Origin of the sequence: Streptomyces sp. NBC_00414 (assembly GCF_036038375.1) — a bacterium.
GTDB lineage: Bacteria > Actinomycetota > Actinomycetes > Streptomycetales > Streptomycetaceae > Streptomyces.
Map to the genome: position 1 here is coordinate 4,496,187 of NZ_CP107935.1, position 21,748 is coordinate 4,517,934.

Genomic DNA, 21,748 nt, shown 5'->3' on the forward strand with positions numbered 1-21,748 from the left:
GTGGGTGACCCGGTCTGGTCCAGGCCCGTACACCGCGGAGCGGCTAGTGGGCGATGACCGGGACCTTCAGGTCGTCCTCGGCCCCGTCGACGGCGTCGGAGGACGAGTTCATGTCCACACTCCCCGCGTTGACGAAGGTGAAGACGATCACCGCGGCCAGGACGAGGATGCCGACGGCGAACCAGATCGCGTTCGTGTAGCCGTGCACCTGGGCCTGCAGCTGGACGAGCTGCTGCTGGGACTGGGTGGTGGCGCCACCGATGTGGTCCTTCACGTACGCGGTGGTGGCCGAGGCGGCGATCGTGTTCAGCAGAGCCGTACCGATCGCACCGCCCACCTGCTGCGAGGTGTTGACCATCGCGGAGGCGACACCGGAGTCACGCGGCTCGACACCCAGCGTGGCCAGCGACATGGCCGGCATGAACGCCGTACCCATACCGAGGCCGAGCAGGAGCATGCCGGGCAGGAGCACGCCGGCGTACGAGGAACCGATCTCCAGCCGGGTCAGCAGCAGCATGCCGAGCGCCGCGACCAGGAAGCCGGGGCCCATCAGCAGCCGCGCCGGAAGGCGGTTCATCAGCCGGGCGCCGATCTGCGTGGAGCCCGTGATCATGCCCGCGATCATCGGCAGGAAGGCGAAACCGGTCTTGACCGGCGTGTAGCCCTTCACGATCTGCAGGTAGTACGTCAGGAAGAGGAACAGACCGAACATCGCGATGATCGCGAGGCCGAGCGAGAGGTAGATACCGCCACGGTTGCGCTCGGTGATGACGCGCAGGGGCAGCAGCGGGGCCTTGACCTTGGACTCGACGAAGACGAAGGCGGCCAGGAGCAGCGCCGACGCGATGAACAGGCCGATCGTGGTGGAGTCGCTCCAGCCCTCGGACTCGGCACGCGTGAAGCCGTAGACGAGGGAGACCAGACCGAGGGTGGACAGGACGACACCCGGGATGTCGAGCGGCGAGCGGTTGCGGCTGCCGACCGGCTCACGGATGACGAAGTACGCGCCGGCCGCGGCGATGATCGCGAACGGGATGTTGACGAAGAAGGTCCAGCGCCAGTTCAGGTACTCGGTGAGGAAACCGCCGAGGATCAGGCCGACGGCGCCACCGCCACCGGCGATCGCCCCGTAGATGCCGAACGCCTTGGCGCGCTCCTTGGAGTCGGTGAACATCACCGCGAGCAGCGACAGCGCGGCGGGCGCGAGCAGCGCGCCGAAGGCACCCTGCAGGGCGCGGGAGCCGAGCAGCAGTGCCTCGTTGGTCGCGGCACCACCCAGGGCGGACGCGCCGGCGAAGCCGATCAGACCGGCGACGAAGGTGCGCTTGCGGCCCCACAGGTCGGCTATGCGGCCGCCGAACAGGAGCAGTCCACCGAAGGCGAGCGCGTAGGCCGTGATGACCCACTGCCGGTTGCCGTCGGAGATCCCCAGGTCCTGCTGGGCCGAGGGAAGGGCGATGTTCACGATGGTCGCGTCGAGCACGACCATCAGCTGGGCGAGCGCGATGAAGACCAGCGCTTTCCAGCGGTTGGAATCGGGAGCCGGCGCCTTGGCGGCGTTGGCCTGGACTGTTTCAGACATGGGAGTACCCACTTCAGGACTTCGTGGCGAAAAAACGTGACGGAAGGGACGGCTCGTCACCGGCGACGTCTTCGTCGACTACGTTGTCGACGCCCCTCCTCGACGCCCTTGTCGATGACGACCGGTGGCTTGTGGTGTGAGTAGTGACTCGCGAAACGCGCGGATCCGATCGGTCGGTCAGACGCTCGCGCGATCGGTCGGACGCTCGGTCCGGCGGGCCGGGGCCCGGCCGGGCTGATCGCTCGGGTCGGTCAGGCTCGTCGTAGGTCCTCCATGGTCGCGGCCGCGCCGGGCAGTTCGGAGCGGGCGGGTGCCCGTAGTCCGTCCAGGAACAGCTGCAGGTGGCGGTGTACGAAGCGGTCCATGTTCGGGCATGCGGTGCCCGGCAGGGGCCGGGTGAGCTGGGTGAGGGCGACCATGAGGTCCCCGACGGCGACGTCGGAGCGGAGCTGGCCCGCCAGGCGGGCGCGTTCCATGAGCGTCTCGATCAGCTCCTCGACCCGAACGCGCGAGGCGACCAGGTCGGGGTGGTTCGCGTCGAAGGTCGCGGAGAGCATCGGGCACAGGGCGCCGATCCGCTCGTCGGCCGACGCGTGGACGAACCGTGAGAGTGCCTCGAAGGCGTCGCCCGTCTCGGCGAGCATCTGCTCGACCTGCTCCGAGACGCGGTCCATGACCGAGCAGACGACCTCACGCTGGAGGGCCGCCCGGTCCGGGAAGTTGCGGTACAGCGTGGCGTTGCCGATACCCGCCCGTCGGGCGATCTCGTCGAGCGGCACCTCGGCACCGAACTCGACGAACATCTCTCGTGCGGCGGCGACGATCCGCTCCCGGTTGCGCAGAGCATCGGCCCGCGGGCGGGGCACCTTGCGCTGGGCGACGGTTGCGGTCTCCACGGCGTACTCCTTCGAAGTTCTCTCGGTGGATCTGGTGGATGTTCCGGTGGATCTCTTGCAGCTCTTCTGGTGGTTCTCTCGGTGATTCGTGCCGCCCGCTCGATCCGGGGAACGTCTCCCCGTTTCATGCGGACACAGGTCTAAACGGGGAGAGGGTCCCCGGTTATTTCCCGATCCTGAAGAGATTCACTGTGACCTGGGTCACACATGATCCCGGGGTTGTCCACGCCCCGGTTTCGGCCGCCTCCCACGATCGGTCTCCTCCAGCGCGCGCCCACGCATTCGGCGGCACAGGGTGATCGGACAGGGTGCAGCCAGAAACGGCCGGCTGCCTGGAGCGAAAGGCTTCTGCATGCAGCCGACCAGCCGTCGGATACGCCCGCGCCGCCGCACCGCAGCCCTCTTCTCGGTCACCGCCCTCACCCTGGCGGTCAGCACGTCCGCCGGGTCCGGACATCCGACGGCCGGCTCGACCTCGGCGGCGGGCCCGGTGGCACCGGCGGCCGGGACCTCCCCGCTCGGCCCCTGCCTGATCAGCGGCGCGAGTGGCGTGCAGATGTCGGAAGGCATCCCCACCCCCACCGGATACGCCCGCTCCACCGGCGCCGTCCGCGCCCTGAACCTGATGGTCGACTTCTCCGACGCGCCCGGGCAGGGCAAGGCGCTCGACCGCTTCGGCGAGTTCTTCCCGCAGACCACCGACTGGTTCCGCACCAGTTCGTACGGCCGCCTCGACTACCGCCCGCAGGCACCGATAGGTGACTGGCTGCGGATGCCCAAGCCCTTCAAGGAGTACGGGATAGAACGCGGCGCCCCCTTCGATCCCGGCTACCGCGAGCTGGTCCAGGACATCGTGAGCACCGCGGACCCGAAGGTGAACTTCCAGGACTACGACCTGCTGAACGTCCTGATCACCCCGAACGCCGGCCCCTCCGCCCTGGACACGGTCCTGTCCGTCACCTTCGCCGGCAACACCGAGGCACCGGTCGCGGACGGGGTGCCCGTCGCCAACGCGTCCTTCGTCTACAGCCGCCAGGACGACGGGTCCGGCACGTACGCCGAGACCGGCTACCGCGTACTCCCCCATGAGAACGGCCATGTCTTCGGACTGCCCGACCTCTACACCCAGGACGGCGGCGGCGCGGTCGGGCACTGGGACATCATGAGCGAGGACTGGGGGGCCGACAACGACCTGCTGGGCTGGCACAAGTGGAAGCTCGGCTGGCTCGACGACTCCCAGGTCGGCTGCGTGGCCTCACCCGGCACGACCGAGCACGTGCTGACCCCGCTGGCCGAGCCCGGCACCGGCGGCAAACTGGTCTTCATACCACTCGACTCGAAGACGGGGTACGCGGTCGAACTGCGCACCCAGGCGGGCAACGACGAGTCGGTCTGCAAGGCGGGCGTGCTGGTCTACAAGGTGAACGCGGACGTCGACACCGGCCACGGCCCGATCTCGGTGGTCGACTCCACGAAGGACAGCGGCGGCTGCACCCGCAGCCCGAACGTCCACGCCGAACTCTCCGACGCCCCCTTCTCCCCCGGCCAGTACTTCAAGGACCTCCGGGCCGGCATCCGCATCACGATCGCGGGCACCGACCCCAAGGGCAACCACCGCGTGTACGTGACCCGCGGCCCCCTCTAGGGACGCGGGGCTCTCAAGGGGCGCGGGGAACGGCGCAATCCCTTGCCCTCAAGGAACGCACGGAACAGCGCGACCAGCCCCGGCTTCCAGGGGCGCGGGGAACGGCGCAATCCCTTGCCTTCAGGGGGCGCGGGGAACGCGCGACCGACCCGCACCGGGCCGCGGCCGAGTACGCCCCTTCCACCCCGTTCATTACCGTGTCCCGGACACCGTAATGGGGAGCCCATGCCACCGACCCACCTCACACCCACCCAGCCCGACGCAGTCGAACCCGCAGAGGCCGTGGCCCCGCTGATGCGCGGCATCACCGTGCTGCACCGCCTCACCGAGGCAGGCGGCACGCGGAGCCTCAGCGGCCTGGAGAAGGCCACCGGCCTCGCCAGATCAACGGTGGACCGCATCGCGGCGACCCTCGCCCGGATGGGATACCTGCGCCTGGACGGCCGGGACGCCGTACTCGCGCCACGGCTGATGGAGCTCGGCAACGCCTACCTGGCCGCCCTGCGGCTCCCCCGCCTGCTGGACTCGCGGGCCGACGCGCTCGCGGACGAGCTGGACGAGTCGGTCTCCCTCGCGGTCGCCGACCGGGACGGCATCCGCTTCATCCACCAGGCCACCCGCCGCCGCGCGATGTCCCTGAGCTTCCGCATCGGCGACCTGCTGCCGGCCGAACGGACCGCGCCCGGCCCGCTGTTCGCCACCGAGTGGACGACCGAGGACTGGGCGCGCTGGCGGGCCCGGCGGGCCGCGGACCCGCGGGACCACGGGTTCCCCGCGGTGCCCCCGCGTGAACGCCCCGCCCGGGACGAGGAGTTCGAGCAGCGGACGCACGAGGCCGGCACCCGGGGCTGGGCCCTCGACGACCAGTTGATCGAGCCGGGCCTCGTCGCCGTCTCGGTGCCCGTACGGGATCCCGGCGGGGCCGTCGCCTGTGTGGTGAGCGTGGTCAGCCACACCAGCCGCCACAGCGCGCACTCCCTGCGGGAGACCGTGCTGCCCCGGCTGCGGGCGACCGTACGCGCCATGGAACGGGATCTGCGCGAGGCGCCCGCCCGGCCGCCCGCCGCCCCCGCCGGGCTGGCCACCTGGACCGGCGCCTCGAAACAGGAGCTGGGCCGGGAGTTCATCGAGTCGCTGGCCCGCGGGCTGACCGTGATCACGGCGTTCGGGGAGGGCCGGGCCGAACTGACGCTCACCGAGGTGGCGCAGGCGACGGGTCTCGCACGGGCCACGGCCCGGCGGGCACTGATCACGCTGGAACACCTGGGCCATGTCACGGCGCACGGCCGGACCTTCCGCCTCACGCCCCGCGTCCTGGCCCTCGGCTTCCCGCCGTTGTCCCGTACGTCGCTGCCCCAGATCGCGGCCCCGCACCTCGCCGACCTCGCGGAGCGGCTGCACGACTCGGCGTCCCTCGCGGTGCTGGCGGGCGACGAGATCCAGTACACGGCCCGGGTCGCCACCAGCCGCATCATGAGCGTCAACATCACGGTCGGCACACGGCTGCCCGCGTACGCGACCTCGCTGGGGCGGGTGATGATGGCCGACCTCTCCCCGGCCGCGCGGGGGCCGTTCCTGACGGACCTGCACGCGCTGACTCCGCGCACGGTCACGGACCCGGAAGCCCTCGCGGCCACTCTGGACCGGGTGCGGGAAGCCGGATACGCCCTGGTGGACGGGGAGTTGGAGGAGGGGCTGCGGTCGATCGCGGCGCCTGTGCGGGATCGTACGGGGGTTGTCGTGGCGGCCGTGAACGTGGCGATGCACAGTTCGCGGCGGACGGTCGAGCAGTGCGTGGCGGAGGTGCTGCCGGAACTGTCCGCGACGGCCGGGCTGATCGAGGCGGACCTCCGCGTAGCGGGCCGCTTCACCCGCGTCCCCACCGCCTAGCCGCGGGGCGGGCGGGGGTGCGGCCACCAGGCGGGCCGGCGAGGGCTGATTGCGCAGTTCCCCGCGCCCCGCCTTTTGGGGGGCGCGGGGAACTGCGCAATCTTTTAGAGGCGCCGGTAGAGGCGCCGGCTCACGCGCTCTGCCGAGACGCGACCCGGTGCAGCGGCACAACCGCTTGCGCCTCCGCCCCCGCCACACCCTCCCGCCGCCGCCCCGAAGCCACCAGTTCCTTCAGCGCCGGCTCCGCCGCGAGCCGCGGCAACAGCAGCGCCCAGAAGCGCGTCAGCATGGACTGCGAGAGCCACTGCGCGTTACGACTGCCCAGCGCCCCGAACCCCACGGTCGCAGCAACCACCGCATGCGCGGCATCCTGCGGCGCGACGTCCCGCGCCAACGCCCCCTCCTTCGCCGCCTGGACCAGCAGACTCTCGACCCAGGCCTGCCACCGCCGCCGAAGATCCGCGCCGGGCGCCACCGGCACGGGACTCTCGCTCAGATCGAACCCGGCCCGCAGGATCACGTCGTGCCGCAGCCCCCGCAGCAGGGCGTGGGTCGTGTCGACCAGCACCTGCAGGGCCCCGCCGCTCCCGGCGGCCTGCCCCCGCGCGGCGCCCTCGGCGGTGATCTGCCGCAGCCGCTGCGCCGCCGCCTCCCACACCGCCGCGGTCAGCGCCGCCTTGCTGGCGAAGTGGAAGTGCAGGGCGCCGTTGCTGACTCCGGCCCGGGTGCTGATCGTCGACAAGGACACGACGTCGAAGCCGTCCTTGCTGAAGAGCTCGGCCGCCGACTCGATCAACGCGTTGCGCGTACGCACCGCTCGCTCCTGCTGGGCCATCTGAACGCTCCGTTGTTGCGAGGGCATGCCGGAAGGGCAGAAACACGATAACAAACCGCACGCGCGGTTTCTATAGTCCCTGCAACAGGACGGGCAGGGAGCCGTAGCCGTTGACGATGAAGGACTCCACGGGCTCGATCCCGTCCGCCGGTACCGCGAGCGACAGTCGGGGGAAGCGTTCGAAGAGCCCGGCCACCGCCACCCGCGCCTCGATCCGTGCGAGCGGCGCCCCCAGGCACCGGTGCACCCCGTGCCCGAAGGCCAGGTCCTCACGTCGGCCCGGCCGCAGCACATCGAAGACGGCGACATCGTCCCCGTACGCCTCGGGGTCTCCGGAGGCCGCGGCGAAGGAGACGAGGATGGGATCCCCCTTGCGGATCACCACCCCGCCGGAACCGCTCCCGGCCTGGCCCGGCGCCCCTTCGGCCGGCTCGTCCTCCCCCAGTGTGATGTCGTCCACCGCGAACCGCATCGGCGAGTACGCCGCCGGACTGTGCGCCCGCAGCGTCTCGTCCACCACGTCCGCCCAGGTCGCCCGCCCCGCGCGTACGTGGGCCAGCTGGTCGGGGTGCGAGAGCAGTGCCCCGACGGCGTTGGTGATGAGGGTGCAGGTCGTCTCCTGGCCCGCGGCGATCATGAGGTAGAGGGTGCCGAGGAGTTCCTCCTCGCTGAGCCCGCCGTCCTGGTCGCGGGCCTCGATCAGCGCGGACGTCAGATCGCCGCCGGGGTCTGCCCGCTTCTGGGCGACCAGCCGGGCCAGCATGCCGAAGACCTCGACCTGCGCGGCGGCCATCTCCACGGCGGGCACCGCCGTGCCGAACACCAACTCCAGCGCGGTGCACAGGGGTTCGCGCGCCTCCTCCGCCACCCCGAACAGTTCGCAGATCACCCGCATCGGCAGCAGTTTCGCGAACTCGGTCCGCAGATCGATCCGTTCACCGGCCGGGTGGGCGGCCAGCTCGTCCAGCAGCCCCGCCGTGAGCTCCTCGATCCGCGGCCGCAGGGCCTCGCTCCGGCGTGCGGTGAACGCGCCCGCGACCAGCCGCCGCAGCCGGGCGTGGTGCTCTCCGTAGGCGAACAGCATGTTCTCGTTGGCGACCCACGGGTACAGCGGCCAGTCGGCGTCTATCCGCCCGTCGACGAAGGCGGGCCAGTGCTGCCGCGCGTCCTTGGACACCCTCGGGTCGAGCAGGAGCTGCTTGACGTACTTCTGCCGCACGACCGCCCAGGCGGCCACCTTGCCCGGCAGTTCCACCGCGGCCACCGGCCCTCGTGAGCGCAGCTTCCCGGCCTCCGAGGCAAGATCGCGTCCCGTCACGTCCAACGCGTACGGGCAAGCGGGCATGTCCATCCGTGCACTCCGTTCGGTAGGTCGTTCGCCCGCCCCGCCGACGCGGGCGGGGCGTCTCACTGGGCGGCGGTCACGACCTCCGCCGACGACTCGGCCCGCGAGGGCTTCCCGCTCTTCCCCTCGACCCCGGCACCGGCACCGGCACCGACTTCCGTCCCGCCATCGCCATCACCATCACTGTCGCTGTCGTTCTCGCTCTCGTCCGTGGCCTCCGCCTCGCGCAGGCGCATGGCCTCCGCGTACACGCGGGCCGCGCGCTCCACGGAGAAGTCAAGGCGTACGAGAATTCCGGGCACCGCGATCGACGGCATCAGATGCCGGTAGAGGTCGGCCACCCGCTCGGCCAGGTCCGCGCGGCCGGTCATGATCCGCGACAGCACCTGGACGCCGGTGAAGGCGCCGACGAACAGCTTGGCCAGCGAGTCCACATCGGCGTGCGGCAGGACCTCACCCTTGGCCTTGGCCTCCCGGAACAGCGCGTGGGTGTGGTCCTGCCAGGCCTGCATGGGCACCCGGCGGTTGAGATGGTCCTTGGGCGAGCCCTGGTCGACGGTCAGCCGCACGCTGCCCTGGACGATCGGGTCCCCGGTGTCCTGCTTGAGCAGATAGGCGAGCAGCAGCGCCTCGTCCAGCGACTGCTGGAGTTTCAGCTCCTGTTCGGGCACGCGGGGCAGCGCGTCGACCTGCCCCGCGAGGACGGCCTGGGCGAGCTCCTCCTTGGACGTGAAGTGGAAGTAGAGGGCGCCCTTGGTCATGCCCGACTTCTTGAGGACGTCCGAGATGGTCGCCGCCTCGTATCCGACCTCGTCGAAGACCTGGGCCGCGGCGACGAGAATCGCCCGTCGCGTCCGAATGGCTCGCTCTTGCCGCGCCACGGGGAACCTCCGTACCATCCCGCTCACCGGGAAAAAGAGACCATGAGGTCTGTACCGTAGGCCCTCGACCTCGCGGCTTAGAATAAAACCAGCCGAACGGTTTCTCAAGGATTTGTTCGACCCGGACTCGTCGCACCGCGCTGAACTGTGGCAATGTCTCGATGTCGCCTTCAGCGCCCTCCCCGGCTCTCCGAGTGTGCCTCGCGCGCCTCCCCAAGCGCCCTTGAAAACAAAACCGGTTGGTACGTATCTTTGTGGGGCAGTGGTTCGCATCCGACCGATCCCACAGCCTGGGGAGTTCGATGTCCGTGCCCGCACACACCAAGACCCACCCCGTCGCCGACGAACTGGCCCGGCTCCTCTTCGAGGGCGCCGACCGCGAACGCGTCCACGGGGCCTGGCGCCGGCTCATCCGCGGCAAGGAGTTCGCCTACCGCGCGGACCTTCCGCCGCGGGAGCGGACGGCCCTCTCGTACGAGCGGCTGCGGCTGCTGAACGAGGCGGTGGGCGATCCGGTGGAGCTGGCGGCCGATCCGTACCGCCTGGCGGGACTGCACGAGTGGACGGGGCCGGTGGACGGCGGGCTGACCACCCTCGCGAGCATCCACTACAACCTCTTCCTCGGCAGCGTCCTCGACCATGACGGGGGCCGCGCCAGAGACCTCTCCCCCTTTACGTCGCTGCAGCGCACAGGAACGTTTCTGTGCACGGAGTTGGAGCACGGCAACGACGTGGCGTCGATGGAGACGGTCGCGGTGTTCGACCGGGTCACGGGCGGTTTCCGCCTGAACACTCCGACCGAGGGCGCGCAGAAGTTCATGCCCAACACCAGCCTGACCGGCGGCCCCAAGACGGCCCTGGTCGCGGCCCGCCTCCTCGTGGACGGCGAGGACCGGGGGACGTTCCTCTTCCTGACCCCGCTCAGCGACGAACAGGGCCATCTCCCCGGTGTCCGGGTCCGCCCGCTGCCCCCGCGCACCGGCACCCCGGTCGACCACTGCCTCACCGCGTTCGACCAGGTGTGGCTGCCCCGCGGGGCCCTGCTGGAGGCCGAGCACGGACGACTGTCCGCCGACGGGACCCTGACCAGCAGCCTCGGCAACAGACGCAAGCGGCTCCTGCGTTCCATCAACCGCGTCACCATGGGCAAGCTGTGCATGAGCGCGGGCACCCTGGGCATGTCCCGCGCGGCACTGACGATCGCGGTGCGGTACGCCCACAGCCGCCTCCTGGCCGGGCCGAAGGCGGGCGAGCGCATCCCGCTGGCCGCCCACCGCAGCCATCACGGCCGGCTGCTGCACTCGCTGGCCACGGCGTACGCGATGACGTTCCTGCACCGGGCGACGGTGAGCCGTTTCGCCGCGCACGCGGCGGAGGAACGGGCGGAGGTGGAGCGCGAGGTGGCCGTGGCCAAGGGGTGGATCACCTGGCAGGCACGGGAGATCACCACCGAGTGCCGTGAACGCTGCGGCGCGCAGGGGCTGTTCCCGGCCAACGGTCTGGCCGACCTGCCCCTCAACATCGAGGGCGGCATCACCGCCGAGGGCGACAACCTGGTGATCTGGGTGAAGGCCGCCTCCGAAATGGTCTTCGGCCACCGGGTCGCCGCGCGGGCCGACGGAACGGGTGGCCCAGGTGATCCCGGTGCCCCTGGTGCCCCAGGTGATCCCGATGATCCCGGTGACCGGGAGATCACTGAACTTCCCTTCCTGCGGGACCTGTTGGCCGAGGTCGAGCGGATCTGGCAGGACCGGGCGCGTGCCGCGCTGCGTGAGGGGCCCTCGGGTGACCCGGTCGGCCGCTGGAACGTGACCTCGGACGCCGCCCTGGAAATGGTCTCCGCACACGCCCGGCTCCGTGCGGCCGACGCGTTCCTGGCCGCGATCGGGCGGACCACGGATGCGCGGGCCGGGCATCTGATGCGTAACCTGTGCCGGCTGTTCCTGCTCCGGCAACTCGGTGCGCACAGCGGTGACCTGCTGGCCGAGGGGCGGATCACGGCCGATCACGTACGCGCGCTGCCGAAGGCCGTCGACACGGTCCTGGGGGATCTGGCGCCGCATCTGATGACGCTGGTCGACGCGTTCGATCTGCCGGCGGAGGTGCTGTCCAGCATTCCGATCGCCAGCGGGGGGTGTGTCGGCGGGGCCGTGAGCGACGACCTGGCGGGGCGGGTGGGGGTTGGGGCCTGCTGAGCCTTTGCCTTGGGGGGGTCGTCGTCCGGCTGCGGCCCGGTGGGGGTTGTCCGCGCAGTTCCCCGCGCCCCTGAAAGGCCAGGGTCGGCTGTCGAGTGCGGGCACGTCGTGGCTGGCCGCGCAGTTCCCCGCGCCCCTAAAAAACCGGGTCGGACGTCGGGTGCGGGTGTGTGTTGGGGGGGGTGATCGCGCCGTTCCCCGCGCCCCTTAAGGGCGAGGGGGCTGGACGCACCGTTCTCGTGCCCCTGAGGGGCAAAAGCTGGGGCGCAGCCCCGCTTTTGAGGGGCGCGGGGAACTGCGCGGCCAGCCACGACTGCCCGCAGACGCTGACGCGGTCACCCCCGCACGCGCGGACGCGCTACCGCACCAGACAAGGCCTCTTCGCGTCGAACTCCCAGTCCGGGACCAGGTACCGCATACCGGCCGCATCGTCCCGCGCCCCCAGTGACTTCGTCAGATACAGCTCGTGGGCCGCGAGCAGCCGGTCCATGTCCAGCTCGACACCCAGCCCACCCGCGTCCGGCACGGCGATCTCCCCGTCGACGATGCGCGGCGGGCTGACGGTGAGCCGCTCCAGCCCCTCCTGCCAGATCCAGTGCGTGTCCAGCGCGTTGTACTCCCCCGGCGCCGCCGCCCCGCAGTGCGTGACCATGGCGAGCGAGATGTCGAAGTGGTTGTTGGAGTGACACCCCCAGGTCAGCCCCATCGCGTTGCACAGCTGAGCCACCCGCACCGACCCCTGCATCGTCCAGAAGTGCGGGTCGGCCAACGGGATGGACACGGACTGGAGCGCCAGGGCGTGCGTCATCTGCCGCCAGTCGGTCGCGATCATGTTCGTGGCCGTCGGCAGCCCGGTCGCCCGCCGGAACTCCGCCAGGATCTCCCGCCCGGAGTACCCGTCCTCCGCCCCGCAGGGGTCCTCGGCGTAGGCGAGCGTGCCGACCAGCGGCTTGCACAGCTCGACGGCCTCGCGCAGCGACCACGCCCCGTTGGGGTCGAGAGTGACCCGCGCCTCCGGGAAGCGGCCCTTCAGCGCCCGTACCGCCTCGACCTCCTCCGCCCCCGCCAGGACCCCGCCCTTGAGCTTGAAGTCCCGGAAGCCGTAGAGGTCGTACGCGGTCTCGGCCTGCCGGACGATCGCCGCCGGCGTGAGCGCCTCCTCGTGCCGGACGCGGTACCAGTCGACGTCCGAGTCAGGCTCTCGGACGTACTCCAGGTCGGTGCGGCCAGGGTCCCCGACGTAGAAGAGGTAGCCCAGGACCCGTACGGACGACCGCTGTTGGCCGTCGCCGAGGAGTGCCGCCACCGGTACGTCGAGGTGCTGGCCCAGGAGGTCGAGCAGCGCCGACTCGACGGCCGTGACGGCGTGCACGGTGGTGCGCAGATCGAAGGTCTGGGCCCCTCGGCCGCCCGAGTCACGGTCGGCGAAGCGGTCCCCGATCGCGCGCAGGACCCTCTTGTAGTCGCCCACCTTCGCGCCCACGACCAGGGATTCGGCGTCCCGCAGAGTGCGGGTGATCTTCTCGCCGCCGGGCACCTCCCCGAGTCCCGTACGGCCCTCGGAGTCCTTGAGGACCATGATGTTGCGGGTGAAGTAGGGGCCGTGCGCGCCGGAGAGGTTCAGCTCCATGCAGTCGCGGCCGGCGACGGGATAGACGGCGAACTCGGTGACGGTCGGCTGGCTCATACGTATCGGAGTCCTTGACTGATAAGAGGGGGAAGGGGAGGAGGGGTGTCGGGTTCGGCGAGGGGCGGGCTCAGAGGCTGAGGATGTCGAGGGTCCACTCCATCGCCAGGACGCCGCCCAGGCCGAGGACCGCGAGGACCGTCGTATAGGTGGTACGGACCTTGATCGCTTCGACGACCGAGAGGTTGAAGTACTCCTTGAAGAGCCAGAATCCCGGGTCGTTGACGTGGGAGAAGGCGATCGAGCCGCAGGACACGGCGAGGACCATGATCTCGGGGTGGATGCCGCTGCCCGCGAGGAGCGGCAGCACCACGCCGGAGGCGGTGACGACGGCGACGGTCGCCGAGCCGAGCGCGACCCGCAGGATGACCGCGATGAGCCACGCCAGGATGATCGGCGAGACGGCCCAGCTGTCGGTGGCGTCCTTGATGTAGTCGGAGATCCCGCCTTCGACGAGGACGTTCTTGAAGGCGCCGCCCGCGCCGATGACCAGCAGGATCATCGCCATCGACTGGGCGGCCGAGGTGCAGGACGCATTGACGTCGGCGAGGCTGCGGCCGATGCGCGGTCCGAACGCCCAGATCGCCAGGAGCAGGGTCAGCATGAGCGCGATGGGCGCCGAGCCGATGAAGGCGACGAAGTGCAGGAGCGGGCTGTCGCCGGAGGCCGCCATGTCGATGACCGCGGCGCCCGCGATCAGTACGACGGGGAAGAGGGCCACGGACAGCGACCAGCCGAGGCCGGGCATGTCGGCGTCCTCGAACTCGCGGTCGCTGACCAGGCCCTTGGGGATGGCCGGGTCCATGGCCCTGATGAACGGCAGCCGCGGCCACAGCAGGGCGATGAACGCGCCCACCGGGACGGCGATGAACAGGCCGTAGAACAGGGTGTGTCCGACGGAGGCGTGGAAGGTCGCGGCGACCGCGGTGGGGCCCGGGTGCGGCGGCAGGAAGCTGTGCATCGTCGACAGGGCGATCGACATCGGCAGGCCGACCCACAGCAGTTTCGCCCCGGTGACCCGGACGAGGGTGAAGGCGATGGGCACGATGATGATGAACGCGACCTCGTAGAACATGGTCACGCCGATCAGCATGGACGTGACCACCATGGCGACCTGGACCCAGCGCGGCCCGAAGGCTTCCAGCAGCCGGGCGGCTATCCGCTGGGCGGCGCCGGAGTCCCCCATCACCCGGCCGACCATGGCGCCGAGCCCGATGGTGAGCATCGTGTCGCCGATCTGGCCCCCGATGCCCTCCGAGAGGACGTCCGGGATGTCGGCCACCGGTATGCCCTGGACCAGGGCGACGCCCACCGCCACGAGCAGGAGCGCGGCGAAGCCGTTGAGTTTCATCCGGGTCATCAGGAACAGCAGCACCAGAACGCTGATCCCGACTACGAGCAGAGGCATGCAGTTCCCCTTTGAACCGGCCGTGTGTCAAGCGGTGGATCGGGTGGTACGCCGGCAGTACGCCGGCGGAGCGGTATGTCAGGCGGTGGCGCGTCGGCGGGGCGCTCCGACCAGGGCGAGGCCGGCGTCGAGGATCGCCTCCAGCTCGGCGAGGTCGGCGTCGTCGGGATCGGTGAGAGGGGCCCGTACGCGGCCTACCGGCAGGCCGCGCAACCGGGCGGCGGCCTTGACGAGGGACACGGCGTATCCCGGCACGCGGTCGCGCAGCTCGACCAGCGGGACGTAGAAGTCGCGCAGGAGCTTGGTGAGCACGGCCTCGTCGTCCCCGCGCAGGGCGGTGAAGAAGGCGCTCGCGATCTCAGGGGCGAAGGCGTGCACGGCGGACGAGTAGGCGGGGACGCCGACGGTGGCGTACGCGCGGGCCTGGATCTCCGCGGTGGAGGCCCCGTTGAAGAAGAGGAAGCCGTCGGGGGCGGCGAGGGTGAGCCGCTGCAGCCGGTCGAGGTCGCTGTGCCCGTCCTTGAGGCCGACGACGGTGGGGATCTCCGCGATGCGCCGCAGGCTGTCGGCGGTGAAGGCGACCTGCCCGCGCTGGTACGCGATGAGCGGCAGCCGGGTGCCGTCGGCGATCCGGCGCAGTTGCCCGACCAGGCCGTCCTGCGGGGCGCCGACCAGGTAGTGGGGCATCACGAGCAGGGCGTCGGCGCCGGCCTCCTCGGCGATCCGGGCGAAGCGAAGTGCCTGCGCCCAGCCGTAGCCGATGCCCGCGACCACCGGCAGCCGGCCGTCGGCGATCTCCACGGTGGCCTCGACGACCGCGCGGTACTCGTCCTCGTCGAGGGAGAAGAACTCGCCGGTCCCGCAGGCGGGGAAGACGGCGCCGGGGGCGGTCGCGTCCGGTCCGGGGGCCAACTGGCCGGTCAGGTAGGCCCGGTAGGACTCCAGGTCGAGACCGCCGCCGCTGCCGTCGCCGCTGCCGATGCCGCTACCGATGCCGTCTTCGTCGTCGTCGCGGAAGCTGGTGAGGGGGAAGGACAGCACTCCGCCCGCCATACCGTCGCGCAGCCGCTGCACGACGAGGTCGGTCTCCGCCGCCCCGGCCGCCCCGCCCGCTCCGGCCGACCCGCCCGCTCCGCCTGCCTCCGAACTGAACCGCATCCCGATCTCATCTCCATATGCAGATGGCGTATATGTATGAGAACGGAGGTTAGGTCGATGAACCGGGCATGGTCAATGGGTGCGGCAGCGCGGTTTTACGATGGCGCCATGCCGGAGAGCAGCGGGGGCCGCGAAGTACGGGAAGCGAGCGGTGTACGGGGAGCGAGCGGCATGCGAGGAGCGAGCGGCGTGCGAGGAGTACGCGGGGTGCGAGGAGTACGCGGAGTGAAGTCGGCGGGCCGCACGGTCGCGCTGCTGGAACTGCTCGCCGCACGCGGCGACCGGCCCGCCCGCCTGGACGAACTGGCCGAGGAGCTGGACGTACCGCGCAGCAGCATGTACCAGCTGCTGCAGACCCTCATCGACTGCGGCTGGGTGCGCTCCGACACGACGGGGTCCCTCTACGGCATCGGCATCCACGCCCTGCTCACGGGCACGAGCTACCTCGACAGCGACCCGCACGTGCGCGTGGTGCGCCCCTACCTCGACCGGGCCTCGGACGCGCTCGGCGAGACGATCCACCTGGCGCGGCTCGACGGCCCGGACGTCGTGTACCTCGCGACCCGCGAGTCCCACGAGTACCTGCGCACGATCAGCAGGGTCGGCCGCCGGATCCCGGCACACGCGGGCGCGCTGGGCAAGGCCCTGCTCGCCGAACGCCCCGACGCCGAACTCCCCCTCCCCGAGGACCCGTTGGCCGCCCTCACCGACAACACGCACACCTCACGGGCCACCCTCCTCGCCGACCTCGCGGAAGTACGCGCCCGCGGCTACTCCATCGACCGCGAGGAGACGGTGACCGGCATCGCGGGCTTCGGCTTCGCCCTGCGGTACGACTCCCCGGCCGCGGACGCCATCAGCTGCTCGGTACCGGTGGCCCGCCTCAGCGAGTCGCACGAGGCCCAGGTGATCGCGGTCATGCGGGAGATGCGGAGAGAGATCGAGAGCGTACTTCCGTCGGCCTCGGGGGCGCCGGACTGGCGGTGAGGGGTCGCCGCACCGGCGCGGAGGGGGTGACGGGCCCGCGCTGAGGGGGTGGCGGGCCGGCGCTGCTCGTCGGCCGCTTCGACCACGTGACGGCGGACGAGACTCACCGCCTGTTACCGGCGACCCTCACCTACCTACGATCGTGACCGCTCGGTCGCCCCACCGACCCGGTGGCCCTGAACTCCACCGCCATGGAGCGAGAGAACAGAGTGCCGAGCCAGACACCACGAGGCGGCACCGGGCGGCCCCCCGAACAGACACGGGGAGCAGAAGGACCCGGCAACCCTCGCCCCCACCCTCTCCACATCCGCCAATCGCTCCCTGCAAGCCACGGAACCAGCAGGTCAGGGACGCTCCAGCCACCGCCCCGCGCCCCTGCCCCCATACACAGAACCCTCGCCGACACACATCCGCTAAGCTGTGCCTGGTCAGTCGTCGGTACGTCGCGTTGTCTGCGCAGTTGACATCGCAGGGGGCGCCGCACCGTGCCTGACCAGCGGGCTTGTAGTCCTCGCCAAAGATCCACAGCCTGGATCCCCAACAAGGTCTCCTACAAGCCCCCGCCTTCGTGGGGCTTGTAGAAAACTCCTTCGCCGCAGGTCAGCGGCCGGCCAGGAGATCGCTCCGGAACGCACACCCCTTGTTTTGGAAACGCTCGGCCGATCACCGCAGGTCAGGGCTGGTTCCCGCTTCTCGCTCAGGCACCTCTTGAGAGGTGACCGTTAGCGACGTACGAGATGCACGCTCAACATGCTGACGACAGTTTCAGCGCCATGAGATGCCAGCCTTCCGGAACGCTCTCAGATCCTCGACGGCTCCGGCCACGATCAGCAGCCGGACCTCATGGCTGACACCGCGCCCCGCTCGGCAAGCAGAGGTCGCACCTCGCCAACCACTCAGACGAAGCGGGCCACCCGGGAATAGCGGGCTGGAACATGGCGGGGAATCCCATGACGGAGATGGCCAAGGGCAATGAGGAGTCGGTCGATACACATCCGCCGATTCATAACTCGGGCGCCACGACCTGCTTCCACAACTGGGAGACAAGCCTGGCGTACTAGCACTCGTGCCACAACAAACCGACTTCGCCACTGAGTTCAGCAATCGCGAGACACCCGTGTGGGCTCGAGCGGTCAGAGTGAGCACTGCGACGCCCCGATGTCAGTGATGCCCCTTATCGTACTGATCAGGTGAAGCGTCGGAACAAACCGTGGGCTTCAGGGCGACATGGGCGCCGACAGTCCGAAAGCGGGCAGCAAGTGACACAGAGAAGCAGCAGCCATCTGGAGCAGGACGACCTCATTCAGGACCGTGAAGTCGACAACCCCCACGATGACCGGCTGGCTCACAGCCACATCGCCGACCAACTCCATGACGTGGTGCTGTCGGTCCCCACTCCGACCAACATCGCCGTGTGGGGACCTTGGGGCTCCGGAAAGTCTGGCGTAGCCAACCTCCTCCAAAGTCAGCTGGCGAAGCAACGGAACGTGCGCTTCGTACGGTTCGACGCCTTCAAGTACGCGGAGAACCCGCTACGCCGGAACTTCATCACCGCAGTCGCTACAGCCCTGGATATCAAGGACTCGCGGTTCCACGACGAGTTGTACAACGGGCGAGTCGCCGTCAAGCTCCAGTTCGAGCGTGGCGAGGTGTGGCGCCTACTGAAGACGTTCGGCCAAATGTTCGGCGCTGTTGTTGCCTTCTTCGCCGTCGTCATGTCGCTTCTTGCCTGGGTACGCGGAGGAGCCTTCCGCCCCGCGTTCGCCGACGTGACCTCCGAAGCCCTCAAAGCGGGCATCGCTCCGGCTGCACTACTGACCTCTCTGGCCGTTCTGGTGTCGCGCACACTCACGCGCGAACACAAGACGGAAGCCGCCGACAGCGATGAGCAGTTCGAAAAACTCTTCGCCGACCTCGTCGAACGCGCCGACACGAAGCGCCTGATCGTGTTCGTGGACGAGTTGGACCGCTGCACTCCCTCAGACGTGGTGGCGACCCTGAACGCCCTGCGTACTTTTCTCGGCGCCAACGGATGCGTCTTCGTCGTGGCGGCCGACCAGCAGGTCCTGGAGGAAGCACTCACCCGGGCTCTGGAACAGGCCACACCTGCCGACACCGTGAACCCGTACTACAGCAGTGGAAGCGGCTACCTGGACAAAGTATTCCAATACCAGATCAGTCTCCCGCCTCTGCTGGTACCCAGAGTGACCCGCTTCGCCGCAGACCTAGTACGCGCGCGAGGCGGCGTGTGGGCAACGTTGGACATCGATCTCACAATGAGTGTGCTCGTGCCTTCGCATGTGCGTAGCCCTCGCCGCGTGAAGGCACTGCTGAACACCTTCGCGCTGACGTACCGGCTGGCTCAGCGGCGGGCCGCGGAAGGACTGCTGGAGACCGACCCGGCAACTCGGACACCGGAGATCGCCAAACTTGTCTGCCTCCGGATCGAGTTCCCACTGTTCGCAAGAGATCTACTGCTCGACCACCGGCTTTGCGAGTACGTACTGGCGTTGGACGCCGACCCCAAGGCCGTTCTGGGCAACTACGTACGGCCAGAGGTCAGGGAAGCCGCACGCAGGTACGCGAACCTCGAAGCCGCCGTAGACCTGCACCTCATTGAGCCGAAGGAACCCGGCGAGGATGACGGCAAAGAGGAGAATGCGGCTGAGATCCGAAAAAGCCATGGTCAGCAGCTAGTGTCCTACCTCAAGCGGACACGAACGGTGCCGGGCCCGAGTGGTGACCTGCTCTATATGGAGACCAGTGGCAGCGCCTTCGGGCTGCCAGCGTCTCTGGCCGAGGCACTGGAGCAGCACGCTCAGAACGCCGAGTTGGACGCCGTAGTTGCGATCGTCGACGGGCTTCCCTCCAGTGCGCGCCCGGCCGCGCTGTCCCTGCTCACGCAGCAGGCACGAGACGCCATCGGCCTGGAGGAGGAGAACGTTGCTCACTCTGTACTGGCGGTCTGCAGCAACACCGGTGTCCCGTTGGACGGCGCTGCGGACCCGGCGGTCGAGATCCTCACGCCGATCCTGACGAACTCTGCGCACGAACTGCCTGTAGAGGTACTGGACGGATGCTGGCGGCTGGCGCTGGCAAGCAGTCGTCCGGCGGCCCTGGAGATGCGCTCGATCGTCCTGCGACACAGTGTGCTCAGGCATAGCCCCTCTATGACCGCCATGGTGGTGCGTCATGTCGAACAGGTTCTCGCGGCGGCCCCGGCCCTTGTACAACAGCTGGTCTCTCAGCATCTTCTGCTGGCCGAGAAGGAGGACATGGCGGACATGCTCGCCGAGCTCCCAGCCACGGAAGCCGCGATGCTGATGACACACATCAGTCCTCACGCCACGAATCAACTACGAGAACTGATCAAGAAACACCAGGAATGGGCCGCAGAGCAGGAGAGCTCGGAGGCCGCTGCCACGGACACTCCACGGCAAGAACCGCATTCTCCTGCCGATGCACTGCGCAGGCTGCAGGAGCTTTTGGAGCACTGGTGCGAGGCGTGCCCCGAAGCAGCGCACGTCGTCGTGGGACTGTTGCTGGCGCTGGACAGCCTGCAAGGCCGGAACATCGTGGAGGAGTGTGCGGCCTCCATCCCTGCTGTGCGGGAAACGCCTCTGGCACGGACCGTGCTGTCGAGCGCCGGCCGACGTGTCATCACCAGTTGGCCGACCTGGCTGGAGTTGCTGGACCCACGGTCGTCCACCGCCGACATGGTCGATGAGTTCGACGGGCTGCTGAAAAGGCTGTGGGCGCAGACCAGCAGACCTGACGATGCGCTGGCACCGGCGGTGGTTGGTCGCGTCGCGGACAGTTTCATGCGGCTGTTCGACCACGGGCCTTCGGACCAGCATCCGCACATCACGCCGTTCGTACTGCCATCGCTTTCACGGCCGACGACCGATGAGGAGGCCACGGAGCAGCTTCGGCTGCTCGGGGCGCTTCTCCCCCTGGCGAACAGTGGCCTGTTGAAGCGGACGCCATTCGTCCACCACCAGTCGGCAGCCCTCACCCAACTACTCACAGATGGGGACAGCCTTGTCGAATCGCAGGACAGCACACTCCTGACCTACATCGAGTCGGTCTTGACAGACTGCTTGCGCGACTTGGACTCCCCCGTGACGGCTCCGCTGGCTCCGGAGGAAGCTCGTACTCTGGTGGGCGCACTCGACGACGCCGGCTGGCTCCCAGGGCACGAGCACACTCGTCTGCGGGTGCGAGCGCACCATCTCCTGATGACCGGCGGAGTCGACAGGCACGGCATGGAAAGCATGCCGCCTGCCGCGGCCATGGCCGACCATGCCCGTAGCAACTCGGGCTCTGTCGGCGGGACTGTGGCCGCGTGGATCGCTCTGGCAGAACCTTCGGCCCCGGATCTGTTCACTGCCGTATCTGCGAGTCTGCGGCGCCCTTCCGCGCTTCAGACCGACACGGCACTGCTTCCGGCCGTGGCCTCACGGCTGGCGGCTCTGCCTCCGTTGGAACAGGCCGGCTTCTGGAAGGACGTGCTGGGAGGATCAAGCACCCACCTGCCGGAACAAACCCTGATCGGGGCAGGATGGCCGTCGCTTACGGACGGCCTCGCCGCCGAGTTGCTGGTCGACAGGTACAGCCGTGCGTCCAAGAATGCGGACCGCCGCGCCGTACTCGACTTGTGGAAGGCCGCGAACATCACTCAGCCAGCCGCTCGTCACGACCTGATCCAAGCAATCCTCCTCCCCATGCTTGACGCCAACCAGGGAGCCGCTGACCTCGCCCTGTCATATCTCCCACAGCTGATGGACTCCGTCCCCAAGGGGATGAAGAAGTCTGTGCAGACGGCCGTCGAAGCCAGCGGCAGCAAATGGACCAGTCTTGCGCAGCGTGGCGTCAAAGCGCTGAAGAGCGTCGGTTACTCAACCGAACGCTCCGGCCTCCTGAAGCTGGGCGAACGCATCAGCCGCAGCAACGACGACTGAGCATCAGCAGGTGCCCGCCGTGGCCCTCGCCGAATGCGCACAGCTCTTACAGGGCCCGGCGGAAGCAGCCTGAGGTGGAATCTCCGCGAGCCCTCGACAGGCGACAGGCAATCGTGCACGACAATGTGACGGTGAGCTTGCCGCCTGCCCCAGGACGGCGGGCGGGTGCCGACAGGTGGTCAAGTTCGACACAGTCTCACTTCAGCGAATTGCCCGATCACTGTCGGCATCATTCGCATGCAACGCAGCAGAGGTGCTGGCACTGGTTCTGACGGACG

Annotated in this window: 12 protein-coding genes and 1 pseudogene; 5 read left to right on the forward strand and 8 right to left on the reverse strand. The window is 69.3% G+C overall.

Annotation, left to right across the window (positions count from 1 at the left end):
• Positions 1-43: 43 nt before the first annotated feature.
• Together OHS59_RS19280 and OHS59_RS19285 are read right to left on the reverse strand one after the other, a co-directional pair.
• Positions 44-1,582: an MFS transporter gene (locus tag OHS59_RS19280; RefSeq protein WP_328494645.1), complete on the reverse strand. Its 1,539-nt coding sequence runs from the start codon at positions 1,580-1,582 to the stop codon at positions 44-46.
• Between the two features lie 251 nt (positions 1,583-1,833).
• Positions 1,834-2,478, reverse strand: a complete 645-nt coding sequence (locus OHS59_RS19285) for a TetR/AcrR family transcriptional regulator (RefSeq protein WP_328494646.1) — start codon at positions 2,476-2,478, stop codon at positions 1,834-1,836.
• 352 nt (positions 2,479-2,830) lie between these two features.
• Here OHS59_RS19285 and OHS59_RS19290 point away from each other — a divergent pair, with 352 nt between their 5' ends.
• Both OHS59_RS19290 and OHS59_RS19295 read left to right on the forward strand, forming a co-directional pair.
• On the forward strand, positions 2,831-4,123 hold the full coding sequence (locus OHS59_RS19290) for a M6 family metalloprotease domain-containing protein (RefSeq protein WP_328494647.1): 1,293 nt from the start codon (positions 2,831-2,833) through the stop codon (positions 4,121-4,123).
• 225 nt (positions 4,124-4,348) lie between these two features.
• Positions 4,349-6,013, forward strand: coding sequence for an IclR family transcriptional regulator domain-containing protein (locus OHS59_RS19295; protein WP_328494648.1), 1,665 nt, complete (start codon positions 4,349-4,351; stop codon positions 6,011-6,013).
• 130 nt (positions 6,014-6,143) lie between these two features.
• Here the strand turns inward: OHS59_RS19295 and OHS59_RS19300 are convergent, their stop codons facing one another.
• The 3 genes and pseudogenes from OHS59_RS19300 to OHS59_RS19310 form a co-directional block, all read right to left on the reverse strand.
• Positions 6,144-6,848, reverse strand: coding sequence for a ScbR family autoregulator-binding transcription factor (locus OHS59_RS19300; RefSeq protein ID WP_328494649.1), 705 nt, complete (start codon positions 6,846-6,848; stop codon positions 6,144-6,146).
• A gap of 70 nt (positions 6,849-6,918) precedes the next feature.
• Positions 6,919-8,199 carry a cytochrome P450 family protein gene (locus tag OHS59_RS19305; protein ID WP_328494650.1) on the reverse strand — a complete coding sequence of 427 codons (1,281 nt, stop codon included), beginning with the start codon at positions 8,197-8,199 and terminating at the stop codon, positions 6,919-6,921.
• 209 nt (positions 8,200-8,408) lie between these two features.
• Positions 8,409-9,074 (reverse strand): annotated as a pseudogene (locus OHS59_RS19310) (ScbR family autoregulator-binding transcription factor); the annotation flags it as partial.
• A gap of 302 nt (positions 9,075-9,376) precedes the next feature.
• Here OHS59_RS19310 and OHS59_RS19315 point away from each other — a divergent pair.
• Positions 9,377-11,269, forward strand: coding sequence for an acyl-CoA dehydrogenase family protein (locus tag OHS59_RS19315; RefSeq protein WP_328494651.1), 1,893 nt, complete (start codon positions 9,377-9,379; stop codon positions 11,267-11,269).
• Between the two features lie 358 nt (positions 11,270-11,627).
• On the opposite strand, the gene OHS59_RS19320 is transcribed toward OHS59_RS19315, so the two are convergent.
• The 3 genes from OHS59_RS19320 to OHS59_RS19330 form a co-directional block, all read right to left on the reverse strand.
• Positions 11,628-12,956, reverse strand: a complete 1,329-nt coding sequence (locus OHS59_RS19320; protein WP_328494652.1) for an enolase C-terminal domain-like protein — start codon at positions 12,954-12,956, stop codon at positions 11,628-11,630.
• Positions 12,957-13,026: 70 nt separating this feature from the next.
• The gene (locus tag OHS59_RS19325; protein WP_328494653.1) at positions 13,027-14,364 is read right to left on the reverse strand and encodes a gluconate:H+ symporter; all 1,338 of its coding nucleotides are present in this window, start codon (positions 14,362-14,364) and stop codon (positions 13,027-13,029) included.
• Between the two features lie 78 nt (positions 14,365-14,442).
• Positions 14,443-15,522: a 5-dehydro-4-deoxyglucarate dehydratase gene (locus OHS59_RS19330; RefSeq protein WP_328494654.1), complete on the reverse strand. Its 1,080-nt coding sequence runs from the start codon at positions 15,520-15,522 to the stop codon at positions 14,443-14,445.
• A gap of 171 nt (positions 15,523-15,693) precedes the next feature.
• Between OHS59_RS19330 and OHS59_RS19335 the strand changes: the two genes are divergently transcribed.
• Both OHS59_RS19335 and OHS59_RS19340 read left to right on the forward strand, forming a co-directional pair.
• Complete coding sequence (locus tag OHS59_RS19335; protein WP_328499276.1) at positions 15,694-16,509, forward strand: IclR family transcriptional regulator; 816 nt, start codon at positions 15,694-15,696, stop codon at positions 16,507-16,509.
• Between the two features lie 1,259 nt (positions 16,510-17,768).
• The gene (locus OHS59_RS19340) at positions 17,769-21,470 is read left to right on the forward strand and encodes a KAP family P-loop NTPase fold protein (RefSeq protein ID WP_328494655.1); all 3,702 of its coding nucleotides are present in this window, start codon (positions 17,769-17,771) and stop codon (positions 21,468-21,470) included.
• The last annotated feature ends 278 nt before the right edge of the window (positions 21,471-21,748 follow it).